The sequence below is a fragment of the Balneolaceae bacterium genome, from assembly GCA_034521495.1.
Classification (GTDB): Bacteria; Bacteroidota; Rhodothermia; order Balneolales; family Balneolaceae; genus Rhodohalobacter.
Map to the genome: position 1 here is coordinate 69,026 of JAXHMK010000021.1, position 19,515 is coordinate 88,540.

14 protein-coding genes are annotated in these 19,515 nt (G+C 46.1%); 13 read left to right on the forward strand and 1 reads right to left on the reverse strand.

What is annotated here, in order from left to right; translation table 11 throughout:
• Window positions 1-60 precede the first annotated feature (60 nt).
• Both rhaT and U5K72_18470 read left to right on the forward strand, forming a co-directional pair.
• Window positions 61-1,104: an L-rhamnose/proton symporter RhaT gene (gene rhaT, locus U5K72_18465; GenBank protein ID MDZ7720809.1), complete on the forward strand. Its 1,044-nt coding sequence runs from the start codon at window positions 61-63 to the stop codon at window positions 1,102-1,104.
• Between the two features lie 38 nt (window positions 1,105-1,142).
• Window positions 1,143-2,600, forward strand: coding sequence for a hypothetical protein (locus U5K72_18470; protein ID MDZ7720810.1), 1,458 nt, complete (start codon window positions 1,143-1,145; stop codon window positions 2,598-2,600).
• A 255-nt stretch (window positions 2,601-2,855) separates the two neighbouring features.
• Here U5K72_18470 and U5K72_18475 read toward each other — a convergent pair whose 3' ends face one another.
• Window positions 2,856-4,187 (reverse strand): IS1380 family transposase, encoded by a 1,332-nt coding sequence (locus U5K72_18475; protein ID MDZ7720811.1) that lies wholly within the window; start codon window positions 4,185-4,187, stop codon window positions 2,856-2,858.
• Between the two features lie 405 nt (window positions 4,188-4,592).
• Between U5K72_18475 and U5K72_18480 the strand changes: the two genes are divergently transcribed.
• The 11 genes from U5K72_18480 to U5K72_18530 all read left to right on the forward strand — a co-directional run bounded on the left by U5K72_18480 (window position 4,593) and on the right by U5K72_18530 (window position 19,445).
• Complete coding sequence (locus tag U5K72_18480; protein MDZ7720812.1) at window positions 4,593-6,239, forward strand: GH92 family glycosyl hydrolase; 1,647 nt, start codon at window positions 4,593-4,595, stop codon at window positions 6,237-6,239.
• Window positions 6,148-6,903, forward strand: coding sequence for a glycoside hydrolase family 92 protein (locus U5K72_18485; protein ID MDZ7720813.1), 756 nt, complete (start codon window positions 6,148-6,150; stop codon window positions 6,901-6,903). The genes U5K72_18480 and U5K72_18485 overlap by 92 nt, the downstream gene beginning before the upstream one ends.
• Window positions 6,904-7,293: 390 nt before the next feature.
• The gene (locus U5K72_18490; GenBank protein MDZ7720814.1) at window positions 7,294-8,583 is read left to right on the forward strand and encodes an IS1380 family transposase; all 1,290 of its coding nucleotides are present in this window, start codon (window positions 7,294-7,296) and stop codon (window positions 8,581-8,583) included.
• 242 nt (window positions 8,584-8,825) lie between these two features.
• Window positions 8,826-10,199: a sulfatase-like hydrolase/transferase gene (locus U5K72_18495; protein ID MDZ7720815.1), complete on the forward strand. Its 1,374-nt coding sequence runs from the start codon at window positions 8,826-8,828 to the stop codon at window positions 10,197-10,199.
• A gap of 31 nt (window positions 10,200-10,230) precedes the next feature.
• Window positions 10,231-11,688 carry a sulfatase gene (locus U5K72_18500; protein ID MDZ7720816.1) on the forward strand — a complete coding sequence of 486 codons (1,458 nt, stop codon included), beginning with the start codon at window positions 10,231-10,233 and terminating at the stop codon, window positions 11,686-11,688.
• 167 nt (window positions 11,689-11,855) lie between these two features.
• On the forward strand, window positions 11,856-13,412 hold the full coding sequence (locus U5K72_18505) for an arylsulfatase (GenBank protein ID MDZ7720817.1): 1,557 nt from the start codon (window positions 11,856-11,858) through the stop codon (window positions 13,410-13,412).
• A 29-nt stretch (window positions 13,413-13,441) separates the two neighbouring features.
• The gene (locus U5K72_18510; GenBank protein MDZ7720818.1) at window positions 13,442-14,875 is read left to right on the forward strand and encodes a sulfatase-like hydrolase/transferase; all 1,434 of its coding nucleotides are present in this window, start codon (window positions 13,442-13,444) and stop codon (window positions 14,873-14,875) included.
• Window positions 14,876-14,885: 10 nt separating this feature from the next.
• Window positions 14,886-16,856, forward strand: coding sequence for a hypothetical protein (locus U5K72_18515; GenBank protein MDZ7720819.1), 1,971 nt, complete (start codon window positions 14,886-14,888; stop codon window positions 16,854-16,856).
• Window positions 16,857-16,993: 137 nt separating this feature from the next.
• A complete protein-coding gene (locus tag U5K72_18520) occupies window positions 16,994-17,788 on the forward strand; it encodes a Gfo/Idh/MocA family oxidoreductase (GenBank protein MDZ7720820.1) in 795 nt (264 codons plus the stop codon).
• Entirely contained in the window at window positions 17,778-18,311 is a 534-nt protein-coding gene (locus tag U5K72_18525) for a hypothetical protein (GenBank protein ID MDZ7720821.1), read from the forward strand. The genes U5K72_18520 and U5K72_18525 overlap by 11 nt, the downstream gene beginning before the upstream one ends.
• 324 nt (window positions 18,312-18,635) lie before the next feature.
• Window positions 18,636-19,445, forward strand: a complete 810-nt coding sequence (locus U5K72_18530; GenBank protein ID MDZ7720822.1) for a DUF1080 domain-containing protein — start codon at window positions 18,636-18,638, stop codon at window positions 19,443-19,445.
• The last annotated feature ends 70 nt before the right edge of the window (window positions 19,446-19,515 follow it).

Consider the following 19,515-nt stretch of genomic DNA (forward strand, 5'->3'; position numbering starts at 1 on the left):
AGAATTTAAAAAAAGATGTAGTAGGTTTGTCACTTAATTTTTAGAATCTTACAGAAACAGATGAATGTTATTTTAGGAATTTTTCTTCACGCTGTGGGTGGTTTTGCAGCCGGTAGTTTTTATTTGCCCCTAAAGAAAATTAAAGAATGGGCCTGGGAGAGTTATTGGCTGATCAACGGCTTTATCTCCTGGATTATCATGCCGTGGCTTGTTGCATTTCTTACGGTTCCGGGGCTTCTGTCTTTGTATGCAGAGGTATCATTCCTGCAAATTTTTTGGCCCTATTTTTATGGTGTGTTATGGGGAATCGGAGGGCTGACATTTGGCCTTACGATGCGCTATTTGGGACTCTCATTGGGCTATGCTTTGGCATTGGGATTAACTGCCATGTTTGGCACCATCATTCCACCCATCTATTTTGGAGAGTTTTTTGAGCTTCTGGTACTCCGGTCGGGTCTGGTAACATTGGCTGGAATTATGATAACACTGATGGGAATTGCTCTGACAGGCTGGGCTGGTTTCAGGAAGGACAATGAAGTTTCTGAACAAGAGAAACGTATTGGGGTGAAAGAATTTGATTTAAAAAAGGGAATCTGGGTTGCGGTTATGGCAGGCATCATGAGCGCCTGTATGGCCTTTGGAATTCAGGCCGGAAAGCCAATTGCAGATATCGCTATGGCAAACGGAACCATCCCGCTCTTTCAAAATTCGCCTGTCTTTATTGTGATTTTTCTGGGAGGGTTTACGTCAAATTTTATTTGGTGCGTCTATCTGAATATTAAAAATGGGACTTCATCAAATTATTTCGACAGGAGTACCCCTATGTTAATCAATTATATTTTCGCATCTCTGGCAGGTATTACCTGGTATCTGCAGTTTATGTTCTACGGAATGGGAACGTCACAAATGGGGGATTATGAATTTGCAAGCTGGAGTATTCACTTCGCTTTTGTCATCTTTTTTAGCAACATGTGGGGCTTGGTAACGCGGGAATGGAAAGGAGTAAGCAAAAAAACCATGAGATTAATCTATCTGGGATTACTTGTTCTTGTTCTCTCAGCCTGTATTATAGGATATGGAAATTATCTGTCAAGTTTTGAATGATGATCAAGTCATAAAATTTTAACCCAAGTTTCGGATGAATGAGTGATGAAAAAAATGGCAGGCGTTTAAAGAGCAATTATCCCTGCAAAATAGGCCTTTTCGGTATTGGACTGGATACCTATTGGCCTCAGTTTGATGGTTTAAAGGAACGCTTACAGGGTTACCTGGCAACTACTGAAAAAAGGCTAAAAGAGGCTGGAACAGATGTTGTAAGTGCGGGATTGGTCGATAGCCCTGAGAAAGCGTTTGAAACCGGCCACTTTTTTCGGCAACAGGATGTGGATCTGATCTTCCTTCATGTAACAACGTACGCCCTTTCATCGACAGTTCTTCCGGTGGTTCAGAGAGCAGGGGTTCCCGTCATTATATTAAACCTCTCCCCAACCTCATCCATTGATTACGAATGGTTTAATCAACTTGACAGCCGTACCCGTATGACGGGTGAATGGCTTGCACATTGTGGAGCGTGTCCCGTACCGGAAATTGCAAATGTGTTCCGGCGTTCGGGAATCGAGTTTTATCAAATCACGGGCGTATTAGATGAGGAAGACTCCTGCTGGATGGAGGTTAAGGAGTGGGTAGAAGCCGCTGAGGTTGCAAATACGATGTTTCACAACCGATTGGGATGCATGGGGCATTACTACAGCGGGATGCTGGATATATACACCGATCTTACTCAGCAGTATGCAACGTTTGGCGGACATATTGAACTTCTTGAAGTTGACGAATTAACCAATATTCGATTACATGTTTCGAATACAGAGGCTGAAGAACGGGTGGAGCTGTTTCATAACGAGTTTGATGTCCAAGATGATTGTACCCATGAGGCATTGCTCGATTCTGCACGAACGTCAGTTGCATTGGATAAGCTTGTGGAGAAATATAACCTGGGATCTATGGCTTACTATTATAAAGGAACAGGTGTTCCGGAAAATGAAGCAACGATTGCTTCCATTATTTTGGGGAACTCGCTTCTGACAGCCAGAGGAATTCCGGTAGCCGGAGAGTATGAAATCAAGAATGCCCAGGCCATGAAGATTATGGACAGCTTCGGTGCAGGAGGGTCGTTTACCGAATATTATGCAATCGATCACGATGCAGATGTTGTTCTGATGGGCCACGATGGACCGGGACATATAAAAATTGCAGAGGGCAAAACAAAAGTAAAACCTCTTGATGTGTATCACGGGAAAGTTGGACAGGGATTGTCTGTTGAAATGTCGGTAAAACATGGCCCCGTTACCCTTCTGTCTGTGGTTGAATCGGAACATGGATTAAAATTTTTGGTTGCTGAAGGCCAATCCGTTAAGGGGCCGATTCTGGAGATTGGAAATACAAACAGCAGATATCAGTTTGCAATTGGAGCAAGAAAATTTGTAGAAGAGTGGAACAGTCATGGACCTGCCCATCATTGTGCAGTCGGTATTGGCCACATCTCTTCAAAGATTGAAAAATTAGGAAAGTTACTTAACATTGAAACGGTTCAGGTTTGTTAAGCGGTATTGAAATAGACTCCAAATATTGAATATATAAAACCTCAGTCAATTGACAAATTTGTGAACGTTATACTGGCGATGGATCTGCTTTTAGGTTTTTTTATGTTTCATTTTTGCTGGAAAAAGCCGTTTCCATGCCATTTTCGTCCATGTTCGTCCAACATAGCCCCTGGAAACCATATCCCAGATACACCTCTCCCATGAGGTCTCTGGTTTTTAGTTGTGCTGTTGATTGGACCTACTGGCCGGGCGGGCTCACAACTGCAACCGGCACATCTGCTGGTAGATGCTCTCCCATCTCGGGCGCTTGTAGTAGGATTCTTGCATGTTCAACGTCCAGCGGCGGGCGTGATAGACCAGCTTTCCGGCGCATCGAATGAACCATTCGCGAAACGTGTGCGGCTCTTGCCGCCAACTGGCCCGATCGGTTAGTCGACGCAGCCACACGGACAGATTGTAGGCCAGCACTCCCAGTTGCCACAACAGGTCATTGGCCCAGAACTGTCCGGTTAGCGGGGTACCGGCTCCCAGTTGGTTTTTGACCGCCTCAATCCAGTTTTCGCACTCCCCGCGGTCCCCGTAGAGCCGGTGAATCTGAATCGGAGCCTCTTCCAGGCTGGTGCAGTAGCAGAAGTATTGGTAATGGTATGTAGGAAAAAGCAGTCCATCTGTGATGACCTCTTTGACAATACGAATTCCCACAAACTGCCGCGGGCGGTTCCAATCGGCACACTGGTGGGTAAAGGTGCAGTACTCGATGTCCGGCTCTGCGGGCACGCTCTGCCAGTACTGGCTGGTCAGCACCCGCTTTAGGTTCTTCAGCTTGACCTTGACCAGATAATTATAACCGGCCTGCTCAACAGCCGATAGAAACGCCTCGCTGAAAAACCCGCTGTCGGCCCGAACCACATAATCGCTGTTCGGGTCAGACAGCCGCTGACAGGTTTCGGCAAAAAACTCTGCCGCTCCGTTCCCCGTGTAGGTGTTTCCAGGGCGCCACCAACTATGAAGAACTTCCTTGCTGGCCGCATCAAAACTCAGCAGCGGATGATAGCAGGGGTGTCCCTTCTTGCCGGGATTATAGCCGGGTTCGGCCCCTTCCTGCTGTCCATACACCCCCTTGACGGTCGAATCAAACTCCATCCATTTTTGTTCGGCCTCCGGCTGTCCATAGCCCCGATGGACCCTCCCGGCCAGCTGCTTGGTCACCCGCCCCAACTGCACAGATTGCTTGTAGCCCACGTTTTTGAGCCGGTAGGCCAGCGTGTTCTCGTCAATAGGTCCGTCCAGGCCCAGCAGTTTCTGCAGGGTCGTATCCCGGCTGAGCTGTTCGAAATGAACCAGCCGCCGATGCCCGCACAGATAGCCATAGATGATTAACCCGAAAATCTGCCAATCCTGATAATGGCAGTTGGCTCCCATGCCAAGATCCAGATGCCCGGCCAAGGCCTGCCCGAAGTCCAGTTTGTCCATCAGAAAATCTGAAAATGGTATCAGTCCCGCATAATTGGTCAGCCGGACATCGGTAAATTCAGGGGTTATTGGAGTGGTTTTTTTCGTGGATTTTTGACAAGTTTCCTTCACCATAAAGGTGCCTCTTAATAGTTGTTTTGTTATTGTTTTAACTTACTGTAATATAACAACTTAGGGGCACCTTTTCTTGTTTTTCTCGTCTTTGAGGCACTTTGATACAGATTAAGAATCGAACTCAGGTATAAAGTATAACCACCATGAGGTAGTTCATTAGTATAGCAACCGGTAAATTGATATCGTATTAGAATCAATAAATCACCTTTAAAAGTCGACTTGAATAGAGGCCACGAAAGCACAAAAACACTAAAATTTTGTGCTTTCATGTTGTGGCTATCTGATTGACTATACTCTTTCAAAGATTATGATATTAGATCAAATCTTGAACACTTTAGAATCAGGATTTTATAGACCCTAAATAAATTTCATATAGATGAATATGTTCGTTTTGATAAGCGCACAATCTTCATGTCAATAATAATTTTCTTTACTCTCTTTTCATGTTCAGAATCAGTAGAGGAAAGTAGTGAGATTGAAAAAACCGAACCTGTAGATCTCGTCTATCCGTATATAGACAGCGCTCACTCCCGGTGGTTTTTCTTTAGTTCAGCATCCCGCCCGTTTGGTATGGTAAATTTGAGTCCGGATATGGCAATCGACGGTGCCTGGGAATCTGGTTACAGGTACAACGAAGATACAATAAAAGCCTTCAGTCATATTCATGCCTGGCAATTATCCGGGATACCGGTCATGCCAACCACCGGGGAGTTCCGGGGGCATCTCGGTCCCGACGTATACGGCTCATCCTACACTCATGACAAGGAAGAGGTACAACCCGGCTATCACAAGGTTGTGCTGGAAGACTATGATGTGACTGCTGAACTCACCTCCACAACACGTGCAGGCTTTCACCGGTACACCTGGCCGGAATCTGATCAAAGCCACATTCTATTTGATTTCACGACTGTTCTGGGTCCCTCAGCTACATTGGATGGACGTGTTGAAAAAGTAAGTGACACCGAATTACAGGGATTTGGAGTCATGGATGGGACTATACGCAGGCTCAAGCCGGTTACGGTCTATTTTGTAGCTCAATTTGATAAACCATTTGAATCGTTTTCCGGATGGAAGGATGGGGAACTTGTGCCGGCCGATGATATTATTGAAGGTGAGAATACCGGTGCTTATGTGAGATTTTCCACCAGTGAAGGAGAAATCACGAAAATGAAGGTGGGTATATCCTACGTGAGCACTGAACAGGCGCGCCTGAATTTGCAGACGGAGCTGCCGCACTGGGATTTTGACCGCGTGGTGCAAGAGTCGCGTAATGAGTGGAATCAATGGCTGAGCAGGATAGAAGTGGAGGGAGGTGCCGAAAAACAGCAGCGGCGATTTTATACCGATCTGTGGAAAGCATTGCAGGGTCGGCGTATCGTTAGTGATGTGAATGGGAAATACCTGGACATGACCGGTAAAGAGCCCCGGATTGGCCAAATTCCGCTGGATGAAGATGGATTGCCGCTGTTCAATCACCACAACTCCGACTCGTTTTGGGGTGCCCAGTGGTCGCTGAATACACTCTGGCACCTGGTTTATCCCGAGGTCAGCGAGGATTTTGTCAACTCCATGCTGATGATGTACGATGATGGAGGATTGATCCCGCGCGGGCCCTCCGGAGGCAATTATACCTACGTGATGACCGGGGCTTCCACAACTCCTTTTATTGTCAGTGCCTGGTTAAAAGGCATTCGGGGATTTGACGTGGAAAAAGCCTATGAGGGGATGCGAAAAAACCATTTTCCCGGCGGGTTAATGAGCAAAGCTGGCTACGAGCACGAAACCACAAAAGGAGGTGGAATTGAAGACTATATGGAAAGGGGCTTTATCCCGTACCCACTATCGGAAGAGCAGTATGGCTACCATCAGGCCGGTGCCGGTCAGACATTGGAATATGCCTACCAGGACTGGGCCTTGTCTCAGCTTGCCAATGCTACTGGGCAAAGAGGAGGATCACGAACTGTTTTCACAAAGGGCGGGAAATTACCGAAATCTATGGAACCCGGAAAAGGGATGGATGTGGCCCAGGGATCGCCAGGGAAACTGGACTGATTCGGAAGAGTTTGATCATTTGACTTACGCCGGGCCCTGGGTGGAGAGCAATGCGGCACAATCCACCTGGTGGGTTCCGCATGACTTGAAAGGTTTAGCTGAATTGATGGGCGGTCGGGAACCATTTACAGAAAAGCTCAATGCGTCATTTGAAAACGCCCGGGAGCACTTATTCACATCTGGAGTGGCTCATGCCATGGAAACGTTAGAGGATTACCGGCGGGTGTACATCAACTATGGGAACCAGCAATCGATGCAAACGGCATGGCTGTTTAACTACTCGGGGGCACCCTGGCTTACGCAGTACTGGACGCGTCAGGTTGCAGAGGAGGTTTATGGCCATTTGACACACGACCGGGGCTACAGCGGCGATGAAGACCAGGGTTTAATGGGATCGCTGGCCGTACTCATTAAAATGGGACTATTTTCAACAGATGGCGGAGTAAACCGGGAGCCATTTTATGAAATTGGCAGTCCCATATTTGATAAGATTACCATTCACCTGAATCCGGATTACTACTCCGGCGGCAAATTTGTGATCAGAGCAGATAACAACGGTCCGGAAAACTACTACATCCAGTCGGCTGAGCTGAACTCAGAAGAATGGGGTCGTCCGTGGATTTTTCATGATGACGTTGTCGCGACGGAGGTGAATTACATCTGAAGACTGGGGTCCAGAACCAAATAAAGAGTGGGGAAGTAAACCCGATCATGCGCCGCCTTCAAGGTCTTGAGTAACCGGAGAAGATGAATTGAACTTATAAACTGAAAGGCATTGTGAATAAGTATTTAATAGTGTTACCGATTTTATGACTGTATCACAAGATCCGTTCGATGAGCACACGTCCATTGCTTTAGGACAGGTTTCAGGATGAGCGGAAACAAGTACAAAGAAAGCTTGAAGAACCAAATTTTAATTTATTGAATTACCTAAAATCCGCAAGCAATACATAAAAAGAGCCAAAAAAGCGGCTGAATGTTGTTGATTCAGGCTTTTTTGGCTCGAATAATTTCACTTATTTAGGTGAGACAAATCAAACTAAAGAAGTGAGATATGCATATTACAAAATCATCGGATAAGATAACACCATTTGGCGGATTAGATTTTTGTTTGGAAAGTTTTCATACGTGCGGGCTGGCGGGACTGATTGACCGGCACCTCGGCCCGAGAGGTCAAATGGCCGGGTTTTCCTACAGCGATATTGTTGCCAATCTCATGAGCGTATTGTTTACCGGCGGGGACTGCGCCGAGGATCTGGCCGATCACCTGCGCGAGCCTCTGCATCGCACGCGGGGCCTCTCGCCGTGCAGCCCCGACACGCTGCTTCGAGGGGTCAAGCAGCTGGCCTGCGATTCTCACCGGCTCACCCATCCGACCAGCGGTGTGAACCACACGTTCAACATCAATGAGCCGCTAAACGAATTGTTGGTGAAAGCCTTGCGGACCACCGGACAACTCAGCAACCGGCGCTGCTATACTCTGGACTATGACAACAAGGTTATTGAAACCGAGAAATGGGATGCGGTGCGAACCTACAAGAAGTGCACCGGCTATCAGCCGGGGGTTGCCAGCATTGAGGGCATGCCGGTAAGCATCGAAGGGCGCAACGGCAACAGCCAGGCGAGCTTTGCCCAGCACGAAACCCTCGACCGACTGTTCGAACGGCTGAATACCCATGATGTGAGCATTGGCCGCTTTCGGGCCGATTCAGCTTCCTATCAACAGGACGTCGTTGATCTGGTGCAAACCCATACCAACCAGTTCTACATCCGGGCCAAACGCTCGGCGGAGATGCTCCGACAGATTGGGGCGCTCGATCAGGACGACTGGAGGTCGGTGAAGCTGAACTGGCAGCCGATGGATGTGGCCGAACTGGCCGACTGGCGGCCCTTTGACGGGCAAACCTCCTATCGGCTGATCGTCAGCCGCATCAAACGAGACGACCAGCAGGGCGATCTGTTCAGCGAGTCTGCTTACACCTACCGGGCCATTCTAACCAACGATCGTGAGAGCTCCCCGGAGGAAATTGTTGCCTTCTACAACAAACGCGGAGCCAGTGAGCGGATCTTTGATATCATGGGCAACGATTTTAGCTGGTCGCGGCTGCCCTGCTCGTTCCTCTCGCAGAACACGGCCTTTATGATTCTCACGGCCATCATCGCCAACTTCTATCGTTACATCCTCAGCCTCTACTCAAAGCGCATCCCCTGGCTGAAGGTCACCTACCGGCTTAAAAAGTTTATCTTTCGATTCATCAGCGTTCCCGCCAAGTGGATTCGCTCAGGCAGGCAGAATATCCTTAAACTCTACACCGGTAAGGGCTACGAGCTGCTTCTGGAGTAGCCAACCACCCCGCCACCTCCACTGACGCTATTCGTTAATCCAAATTTGTGGCAGAGGTGTGTCCATGAGTAAAAAAATACAGCAAAACAGGCATCCGTTAGCGGTCAACAGTGGTAAAAATACAGCAAAGAATCACGGGAAATCTACAAATACGATAGTATTGTCAATCAAATTTTAGAAAATGAGTACTGTTATTGTACTATCTTATGCAAATGAAATCCTTGCGGATTTGAGGGAATTACATGAATCATAAAACTATTGGAAAGCCTATACTCAGCAAATGGTTGAAAATTATTTTATTGATAGTTTTGATTGGTTTTAGTCTGAGTAAATGGGTAGAAAAATCATATGCTCAAGGTAATCAACCCAATATTATATTGATCATGACGGATGATCAGGGGTTTGAAACGGTTGGAGCGTATGGTGGGGAGTCCTATGAAACACCCGGAATTGATCAATTGGCTGAAACAGGCATCCGCTTTGATCAGGCTCATTCGAATCCTGTCTGTACACCATCCAGGGTTAAAATAATGAGCGGCCAATATAACAGCCGCAACTATATTGGTTTTGGTAAGATGGATCCGGAGATCTATACGTTTGGAAATCTGTTTCAAGATGCGGGCTATGCAACGTTTATTGGGGGGAAATGGCAGCTTGGTGGGGATCTCAATTCACCTTATGAATTTGGATTCGATGAATATGCCCTCTGGCAGGTTATCCGACGTGGAAGAGGTGAGAACCCGATTGCAAACCGTTATCCAAATCCCGGTCTGGCGATCAACGGTGAAATAAAAGATTATTTTGACGGAGAATACGGTCCCGATATTATAAACGATCACGTTCTGGATTTTATAGATCGTCATCAGGATCAACCATTTTTAGTGTATTATCCGATGAATTTACCTCATTTTCCGTTTGAACCAACGCCCGACTCTCCGGACTGGGATCCGACGGCGAGACGCGGAGATACCGAAGAAGCGCCTGGCTTGGGTGATGAGATCTATTTTGGCGATATGGTGGAATATGTGGATAAACTTGTAACCAAGGTCGTCACTCACCTCGAAGAACTGAATTTACGAGAGAATACATTAGTTATTTTTACCTCCGATAATGGGACGGCCCGCGGAATTACCTCTATCGTGAATGGTGAAGAGTTTACGGGAGGGAAATTATCTTCAACCGTTGCCGGAACCCATGTGCCTTTAATCGCAAACTGGCCCGGGGTGGTGCCGGAAGGAGTTGTAAATGAGGATTTGATAGGATTTACCGATTTCTTTGCCACCATTGCCGATATTGCCGGAATTGACGTCCCCGATGAGTTAAATCTGGATGGGCAAAGTTTCGCTCCGGTGTTACGCGGGGAAGAATCAAACTTAAGAGACTGGCTCTACATATGGTGGAATCGCAATAACGATCCTGACGGTCCCGGAGATGAATTCGCACGAACACACCGGTATAAATACTATCAGGACGGCCGATTTTATGACTTGTCGCAAGACCTTTTAGAAGAGGACCCACCCATTGCGTTAGAACAGCTTTCTGAGGAGCAGAAAGAAGTGCTCAATAAACTGCAAGATATTATTGAAGAAAATACCAGGGAGGGATTCTATCAGTAAACGTTCAGATTCAAAACTCACTCATTTATTTATGAAATATATTACACTGTTTTTATTCTATGGGGCACTGTTTATCGGCAATCTTTTGGCTCAAACAGAGGAAAAACCAAATGTACTCTTCATTATTTCTGATGACCTGACGGCAACGGCGGTTTCTTCGTATGAAAATACGATCAGCCAAACCCCAAACATCGACCGGCTGGCATCGGAAGGTACACGCTTTACCCGGGCCTACTCTCAATACCCGGTTTGCGGGCCATCGCGCGCTTCGCTGATGTTCGGCTACTATCCCAATGCTACCACCACGTATGGCTATGTGAGCGGCCGGGAGAATGTAGGGCCGGACCGCAAGTCGTTTTCTCAGCTTTTTAAAGAAAATGGATATTACACCGCCAGAGTCAGCAAAATCTACCACATGGGTGTTCCCATTCATATTGAAGAGGGTTCGAACGGTCCCGATGATCCTGCCTCCTGGGATGAACGCTTTAACAGCCAGGGCCCTGAATGGAAGGCCAAAGGCGAGGCTGAACTGGTTCAGAACAATCCATACGGACTCAAGCCCCGGCAGGGCGGCAATGTGATGACCATTGTAAAAGCTGATGGGGGAGACGACGTCCACTCTGATGGCAAGACGGCAGAAAAAGCCTCCGAACTGATTCGGGAGCATAAAGACGAACCGTTCTTCCTGGCCGTGGGATTTGTCCGTCCCCATGTGCCGTTTGTAGCGCCCAGGGAATATTTTGAGCCCTATCCCCACCAGCAGATGGTACTCCCTCCACAGGTAGAAAACGACTGGGACGATATACCCGAACGTGGAATCAACTACGTAACCAGTGTGAACGCCCGGATGAGCGAAGAGCAGGAGAAAAAGGCGATTGCGGGTTATTACGCCTCGGTGACCTACATGGATGCCCAAGTGGGCAAGGTGCTGCAAACCCTGAAAGAGGAAGGTCTTGAAGAGAACACCATCGTGATTTTTGCCTCCGACCACGGCTTCCTGCTGGGAGAACACCGGTTTTGGATGAAGGTGAGCCTGTTAGAGGAGTCGGTACGGGTCCCTCTCATCATCAAAGTTCCCGGACAGGAGCCGGCAGTAAGCCACTCATTTGTGGAGCTGCTTGATCTGTATCCCACCATTGCGGAACTGGCAGGGCTGGACTATTCAGAGCATTTGCAAGGAAAGAGCCTGGTGCCGGTGTTGGAAGACCCGGAATTTGACGTTCGCGACGCCGCCTTTTCGATGAACCGATGGAGAGGAGAATTTGCCTATCTGCTTCGAACCGATAAATGGGCATACATTCAGTACGATGAGGATGCAGACAGCGGGATGGAGTTGTATGACATGGAATATGATGAAAAGCAGTACAACAACCTGGCTTATAATCCCAAATTCGAAAACATTGTACTTGAATTTCAGGAGCGGCTAAAGCAGAAACTAAACGATGTACGGGATAATGATTTAAGTATTGATTACTCAGATAACGAATAGACAGGTATGTCTGAAATTTTATAGAACAATGTTTTTTAGTAAAAAGACCTTTCTACCCAAAGAAGAAACAAGATCAATTTTTGCGAAGTATTGGATTGGTGTAGTTTGGAATGGTGAATTATATGGATAATGAATTTTTGTTTCTTTAAAGATTAAATAGGAGGAAAGTGTACAGGATAGGAATCATTTTAATAGTTCTCTTGGTTTCAGGGTGTAGTTCCCTTAACGCTCAGCAAAACCAGAATCAGCGGCCTAATATTATAATTATTTTAGCCGATGATATGGGATATGGTGATGTGTCATCCTATAATGAAGATTCAGCCTTCGAAACCCCCCACATTGATCAACTGGCAGAAAATGGAGTCAAATTCACTCAGGCATATACAATGTCTTCTGCTGTATGTACTCCAACTCGTTACGGCCTTTTGACAGGAAGGTACAATTGGCGCTCGATCGCTAAAAAGCAGAGTAGCTTGGGGATTTTCCGAACCTTTGATATTCAGACGATCGGCTTACCGTCGGTGATATACTACAGTGAAAGCAATTATCATACAGCTTTTATAGGGAAATGGCATCTGGGTTGGGATTGGGAATTTAAAGGAAATCCGCCTGAGAATCTTGATGATGCAAATATTCGGCCGGATGTGGATTATAGCCAGCCCATTAAAAATGGCCCGAAAGATCGCGGATTTAGTTATTCCTACGGTATTTCAGCTTCACTGGACATGCCTCCTTATGTCTATGTTGAAGATAATCTGCCAACGTCTATTCCTGTAAAAACAACTGTAAATTACGATTATAAAGGTTTTTGGAGGAAAGGGCTTACCGGGGCGGACTTTACCCATGTTGATGTTTTGCCCCATTTAACTGATCAATCTGTTCACTATATTGATCGGCAGGCGGATTCCGGCCAACCTTTCTTTTTGTATTATGCATTACCAGCTCCCCACACGCCTATTCTTCCGGTTACGGAATTTATGGGTAAAAGCAATTCCAATATGTATGGCGATTTTGTATTACAGGTTGATGATGTGGTGGGACAGATTACGGAGGCTCTGAAACAGAATGATATTCTTGAAAATACGATGATCATTTTTACAACTGATAACGGAGCCTCACCCAGATCTGATTTTCCCGAACTCGCCAGAGCAGGCCATAATCCAAGTTATATTTATCGGGGGCATAAAGCCGATATTTTTGAAGGGGGCCTCAGAGTGCCGTTTGTTGTAAGCTGGCCGGATGGGATATCCCGCTCATTTGAAACGGATGAATCCATCAGCACTGTGGATTTCATGGCAACGTTTGCTGATATGGTTGGGGTAACATTACCTGATGAATCGGGTGAAGACAGCTACAGTTTTTTACCGGTTTTGAAGCAAGAAGATTATGAGACTCCGTTACGTGAGGCTACCGTACTTCATTCTATTAATGGTCGATTTGCAATAATTAAAGAAGAATGGAAACTAATCCTGTGGCCCGGATCTGGTGGATGGAGCTCTCCAAGAACTGAGGAGGAATTGCAAGGATTGCCATTATTTCAACTGTATAATCTGGAAAAGGATCCTGCTGAACAGTCTAATCTTGTTAATCTATACCCCAAAAAGGTGAAAGAGCTTAAATCACTGCTTGAAAAATATATAAACGAAGGCCGAAGCACACCCGGAGTACCTCAAAAAAATGACGGTCCTGAAAAGTGGGAGCAATTAGAATGGATGGATTTTTAGTAACAAATAGAACCAAAAAATTAAAGCACTTGAATAAATTCATTGTACTTCAATTCATAAACGGCTTACTCCTTCTGTTTAAAAGAATCTCTACTTATATAACGGTACTCATCCTTGGAATAATTCTGACAGTTGATCTTGTTGATGCGCAGTATAATCAATCACCACCAAATGTGATCATTCTGTTTACGGACGATCATGGCACGCTGGATGTCAACTCTTACGGTTCGAATGATCTGCATACACCAAACATGGATGCCCTTGCCGATCGGGGTGTTAAATTTACTCAGTTTTATGCCGCGGCAGCCGTTTGTACACCATCCCGGGTTGGGTTGTTAACAGGCCGCTATCCACTGCGTGTGGGTCTGACGGGAAATGCTGAATCACATCCCACCATGTTTGGAGATGGAAACAGCCTGCCACAGGAAGAGGTGACCATTGCTGAGATGCTTCAGGAGGCCGGCTACAAAACAGCACAAATCGGAAAGTGGCACTTGGGGACATCACCCGGCCCAAACGGACAGGGGTTTGATTACAGTTTTGGATTTTTAGGGGGAGTCGTCGATCAATGGTCGCACTTCAACTATGGCCAGGCTCCATGGGGAAAGCCCCCGAGATGGCATGACCTGCACCGAAATGGAGAGGAAATATGGGAAGCAGGCACCCACATTGGTGATTTAATCGTACGGGAATCGATTGATATTATGGAGGCCGAACACGATCAGCCTTTCTTTTTATATCTGGCTTTTGGGTTGCCTCACTATCCATTGCATCCCTACGATCACTATATGGAACACTACAAAGATTTGGAAGAACCGAGACGATCCTATGCTGCCTCCGTATCTACAACCGATGAACAGATCGGCCGCATTGTCGAAAAAGTGGATGAGTTGGGTATCCGAGACAATACATTGATTATTTTCCAGTCAGACCATGGACATTCAACCGAAGCACGGGCAGGCTACGGCGGCGGCAATGCCGGGGATTACCGGGGCGCAAAATTCAGTTTTTTTGAAGGGGGTATTCGCGTTCCCGCTATTGCTTCGATGCCGGGAACACTACCTGAAGGTGTTGTGCGGGATCAAATAGCCCATGGTACAGACTGGCTGCCAACAATTGCAGAGATCACGGGAGCAGATCTCCCAAGGGTGAAACTGGATGGGGAAAACTTATTGCCGGTTCTGTTATCCGATGAATCTGAATCCCCGCATGATGTTCTGTACTGGTCTGAAGGAATGAGCGAAAATGATCAATGGGCTGTACGAAAAGGCCCCTGGAAATTAATTGGTAATCCGAGAGATACAAGTGATAAAGGAGAGTTGACAGAAAGCGACAAGTTGTTTCTGTCCAATCTGGAAAAAGATAAAACAGAGATGGTCAATTTTGCTGAACAATATCCGGATATCGTAAAAGAGCTGACAAATCTTAACCAACAATTAATTGAAGAGATCGTGAATGAATAGGGATTTAAAAATGAATAAATTTTTGAAATGTATTGGTTGGTTTAGTGTCAATTTCCTTCTCACTGCATCAATAATACTCTTGGTTTCGACTATCAGTCATGCTCAAAACTCAGGATTGTTGCCTCAGAATGAAGATGGGTTTGAAACCGGTGACTGGCGAAATTTTCGTCCTCATTATATCGGAGATTCTGACGAGTGGATCCGCCCTCAGTTTACTATAAACGACAGTAACCCCATATCAGGAAATTATTCACTTCGGTGGCAGGCCGACGGACAGGAACACGAGTGGGTGAAAGTCAGTAATGCGTTTTACCTGGCACTGCCGGCGAAGGTTAGCATCGATTTTCGGGTGGAGGCTGACGATACCGACTGGTCAGTGGGTTTACGGCTGCTGGAATCCTATGACCGCTATACGGGTGTTCGCTTAACGCCTCGTAACGACGATGGCCGGTTTGAGGCTTCTCTTGAAGATTTGAGCCATCAGGCATCTGTCATTGAGGCGGAGTCTGGAAATGTTTTACGGTTAACGATCAGCCGAAGCGGAAAAGAGGATATCAGTGCAACGATTGAAGATATTCAGAGCGGTGAAATCATGGCTGAACTTGACGGATACAGCAGTGTAGTACCAGAAGCGATTGGAATTGTTGTACGAACAGGTTCAGGTAGTAAAGCGATTTTAGATTTTGATAATGTATCTGTGGAGTCGGCACCATTTCGAATGGCGTCGGGACAGTGGACCCGTTCCCCGCAATTTGTAACGCTGCCGCGGCTTCCTGAAATCACTCAGGATCAGGGGAATTGGGTGGGAGGCCAGACCACCATGAAGAAAGGGGATCGTTACCTGATGTGGTATCGAATGCGGGATAATATTGAACGTGGCAGGGGATATGGATTTGCCGAAAGTGATGATGGACTCCATTGGAATAAATACGATAATCCTCCGGTATTTACATACGATCCTGATCAATATTCCAGCGCCGAGAAGATAAGTGTGTTGTATGTAGATGGATTATATCGGGCATGGTATGCAGTGAATGCCCCGGATTCGTGGTATACCGCTTATGCCACCAGTGAAGACGGAATAAACTGGGATAAACATGGGCTGGTGATTGACGAGACCTATACAAAGGATGCTGTCGTTCTCTACGTCAATGAAACCTATTATCTGTATGCAATCCGCGATAATGTGAATGTCGGTATTCATACATCATCGGATGGGGTTGAGTGGGAGCATCGCAATACCATACCGATGGGTGTTCATCGACATATTGCGGCTACCTATGTGGAACGGACAGAGGAATTTCATTTATACACGTCGGGTGGTTTTGCAGGAGTGAGCCAGGCGGTTTCAAGTGATGGTGTAAATTTTGGCCCATTTCGTCAGGTCATGGAGACATCGAAGGTGGGCCTGGATGACTGGCAGGATGCGGGAGTGACCTATCTTTCGTTCTTAACTGATGAGCATGGAAAAATTAAAGATGACCGGCAGATGCCTATCTACTACCAGGCTCGCAATACCTGGGATAACAATATTCCCGGTTGGTTGTATCATGGCGGCGAACGAGTAGTACTTGCCGGACATTATGATGGACTATTTCCGGGAGTGAAAACAACCGTACTGCCAGGCGGTGGATATAAGTATCACAGTTTTCCATTCGAAATTCCTCGAGCAGATGGGATCGAAATTCATGCTTCACAGCAAATCGACGTTATTTTGAAATCATGGAAACCGGATTCGGAAATACTTGTCCAAGGAAGTATAGTGGTTCCATCTACATATTTTGGTCATTCAGGGCAGGTAAAAACGCAGGTACAATGGGAATTAAAAGATCTTGCACCTGATACCAATTATGAATTAAAAATAGATGGGGACCAAGTAACGACAGAGCAAACAGACAGCGAAGGTAATCTTTTATTTACAACGATTCTTGATGAAGGAGAAGCTGAGGTTCAGTTTATGATTTCTCAGATCTTTCGATAATAAAAGTAATTGTCTCAAATTTATATTTTCCAAAAAATGTGAAATTCTCTAAAAAACCGCTTTCATCACTTCAAAAAATCATTTATAGTTAGAGTCGTAACAATAACATTTTTGTTCAACCTAAAAACTTTACGACCATGACCCAATTCACAAGACGTCAATTCATAAAAACATCCGGAAGTGCTCTTGCAGGGGCGAGTATTGCTCCGTTAGCAGGACTGAAAAATCTAACTGTAGCTCCATCTGATACGGTGAACGTGGCCCTGATCGGCTGCCGATCAATGGGTTTTGGTGACCTGACCAATGCTCTGAATGTTGAAGGTGTAAATTGCATCGGCTTGTGTGATGTGGATCAAAATGTTTTGGAGGATCGGGCTTCTGATGTCGAGGAGATGACCGGATCGGCTCCGCAACTATACGGTGACTACCGTGAACTTCTTGAGAATCCTGATCTGGATGCTGTCATTATCGGCACACCCGATCACTGGCATTGCCTGCAAACGGTTCATGCGCTGGAGGCCGGCAAGCATGTGTATGTTGAAAAACCACTGGCCAACTCCATCGCGGAAATTAATGTAATGAAGAAAGCTGCGAACTATTATGGACACGTTGTCCAGGTGGGACAGCAGCAGAGAAGCGGCGCCCACTGGCAGCACGTGGTTGATCTTGTTCAATCCGGGCATCTTGGAAAAATTCGGCAGGTAGATCTCTGGGGAAATTTTGGATATGGAGTCGGAGCGAATCCGGTTGAAGACAGCCCTGTTCCGGATGGTGTGGATTACGATATGTGGTTGGGTCCCGCACCGGATCGTCCCTTTCAACCAAAACCGATATCACGGTTCATGGAGATTTTTCTGGCCGTATGGAGGCGGCGTTCAGACAGACTGGGGTGTTCACCTCCTGGATATTGCACTTTGGGCGATGGAAGTTGACGGAATGCCAAACTCCGTTCACTCAATAGGTGGTATATTTTCCGGAATGGATCGTGCCATTGAAGTGGCCGATACACAGACCACGACCTACGCTTTCGATGATTTTAATATGGAGTGGAAACACACCGGCGGATTGGAAATGGGACCGTACAACCGCCACTATGGAATTGCTTTTGTGGGCAATAAAGGCACGCTTGTGGTGAATCGTGAAAGCTGGGAAATTATCCCGGTTGAAGGTGAAGATGATCAACCCCTTGTTGAAAGAGTTTCCGAGGAGGGAGATAGCTCTTATCACGATGTACATGCGAATAATTTCATTGAAAGTATTCGCGGAAATCAAACCGCAGCGGCACCTATTGAGGCGGGGCACATGGCTGCCATGTACGGTCACCTCGGGAATCTCTCTTATTTGACAGGAGATACACTTAAATTTTACAACACCGGCAAGCTGATTGACGAGCATGAATATTCGGATATCATCAAACCGGATTACCGAAATCCGTGGACATTTCCGAGTGTATAAGGAAACTTTGGATTTTCTGTCATTGCCATGTTTTTCAGAAAGCTTTCAAAGAATTTAGGAGACTGATTAAACATATGAGAACCCTGACAAACTGTAGATAAAACATTATAATTCGATCTTCAGAAATGTTTTTAACATGAATGGTGGAATGGGACTAAAGTCCAACAGATGGTATGGACTTTCTTTCAGTTGGCTAAAGCCAACTGCAATAGATAAGTATCTATTACCGTCAGCTTTAGCTGACGGGCTCACAAGGCCATCTTAACATAAGTGGCTTTAGCCACATCCATTCACTGAAGCAAACACTTAAAAACGAATCATCCTATGAATACCATACTAAATCCCACGCTTACCTCTCTTATCACTTTACTTCTTTTTTTTGGATTTTTAACTGTATCCTGCGCTCAAGATCAACAGGAGATGGAACCCGCAGACACGGAATTTTATGAACCCGAAGTAGAAAAAGTTGAAGCGGGAGATGACATTTTTATCGACGCACCTTCAGATGCAATCATTCTATTTGACGGCACTGATACCGATCATTGGCAATCAATGAATGGTGGTGGAGACGTAGGGTGGGAAATAGAAGATGATGGAGCTTTGACAGTTGTTCCCGGAACAGGTGGTATTGAAACCAAAGAGTCATTTGGCGATGTACAACTCTATATAGAATGGCGGTCTCCCATGAATATGGAGCATAAAGGACAGGATCGCGGAAACAGTGGAATTTTTCTGCAGAGCCGCTATGAGCTGCAGGTACTGGATGCCTGGAATAATCCCACCTACATTAACGGGATGGCCGGGAGTATCTACAAACAAACCTCTCCGCTGGTAAATCCAGCCAAAAAACCGGGTGAATGGGAATCGTATAACATCTCCTACAAAGCTCCCCGGTTTAATAATGACGGATCACTAAAAGAGCCGGCGCGAATTACGGTGATCTGGAATGGAGTGGTTGTGCAAAATAACACGGAAATTTACGGTCATACACCATATATAGGTTATCCGGAATATGAAGCTCACGGAAAAGCACCGATTCAGTTGCAAGATCACAATTCAAAAGTAAGCTATCGAAATATCTGGATTCGTCCGCTTGATAACGAGCAGTTCAGCATTAAGGATCATATGGAGTAAGGAGTTTGTGATTAAACAACCTTCAAGCGTACGAAGCGGAGCGGAGTTCCTTGAAGCGTTGGGGCGTTGT

Bases quoted from the DNA above. Each gene is read 5' to 3' on its own strand.
- rhaT (MDZ7720809.1), top strand. From the start codon at position 61: ATGAATGTTATTTTAGGAATTTTTCTTCACGCTGTGGGTGGTTTTGCA.
- U5K72_18470 (MDZ7720810.1), top strand. From the start codon at position 1,143: ATGAGTGATGAAAAAAATGGCAGGCGTTTAAAGAGCAATTATCCCTGC.
- U5K72_18475 (MDZ7720811.1), bottom strand. From the start codon at position 4,187: ATGGTGAAGGAAACTTGTCAAAAATCCACGAAAAAAACCACTCCAATA.
- U5K72_18490 (MDZ7720814.1), top strand. From the start codon at position 7,294: ATGCATATTACAAAATCATCGGATAAGATAACACCATTTGGCGGATTA.
- U5K72_18495 (MDZ7720815.1), top strand. From the start codon at position 8,826: ATGAATCATAAAACTATTGGAAAGCCTATACTCAGCAAATGGTTGAAA.
- U5K72_18500 (MDZ7720816.1), top strand. From the start codon at position 10,231: ATGAAATATATTACACTGTTTTTATTCTATGGGGCACTGTTTATCGGC.
- U5K72_18515 (MDZ7720819.1), top strand. From the start codon at position 14,886: ATGAATAAATTTTTGAAATGTATTGGTTGGTTTAGTGTCAATTTCCTT.
- U5K72_18520 (MDZ7720820.1), top strand. From the start codon at position 16,994: ATGACCCAATTCACAAGACGTCAATTCATAAAAACATCCGGAAGTGCT.
- U5K72_18525 (MDZ7720821.1), top strand. From the start codon at position 17,778: ATGGAAGTTGACGGAATGCCAAACTCCGTTCACTCAATAGGTGGTATA.
- U5K72_18530 (MDZ7720822.1), top strand. From the start codon at position 18,636: ATGAATACCATACTAAATCCCACGCTTACCTCTCTTATCACTTTACTT.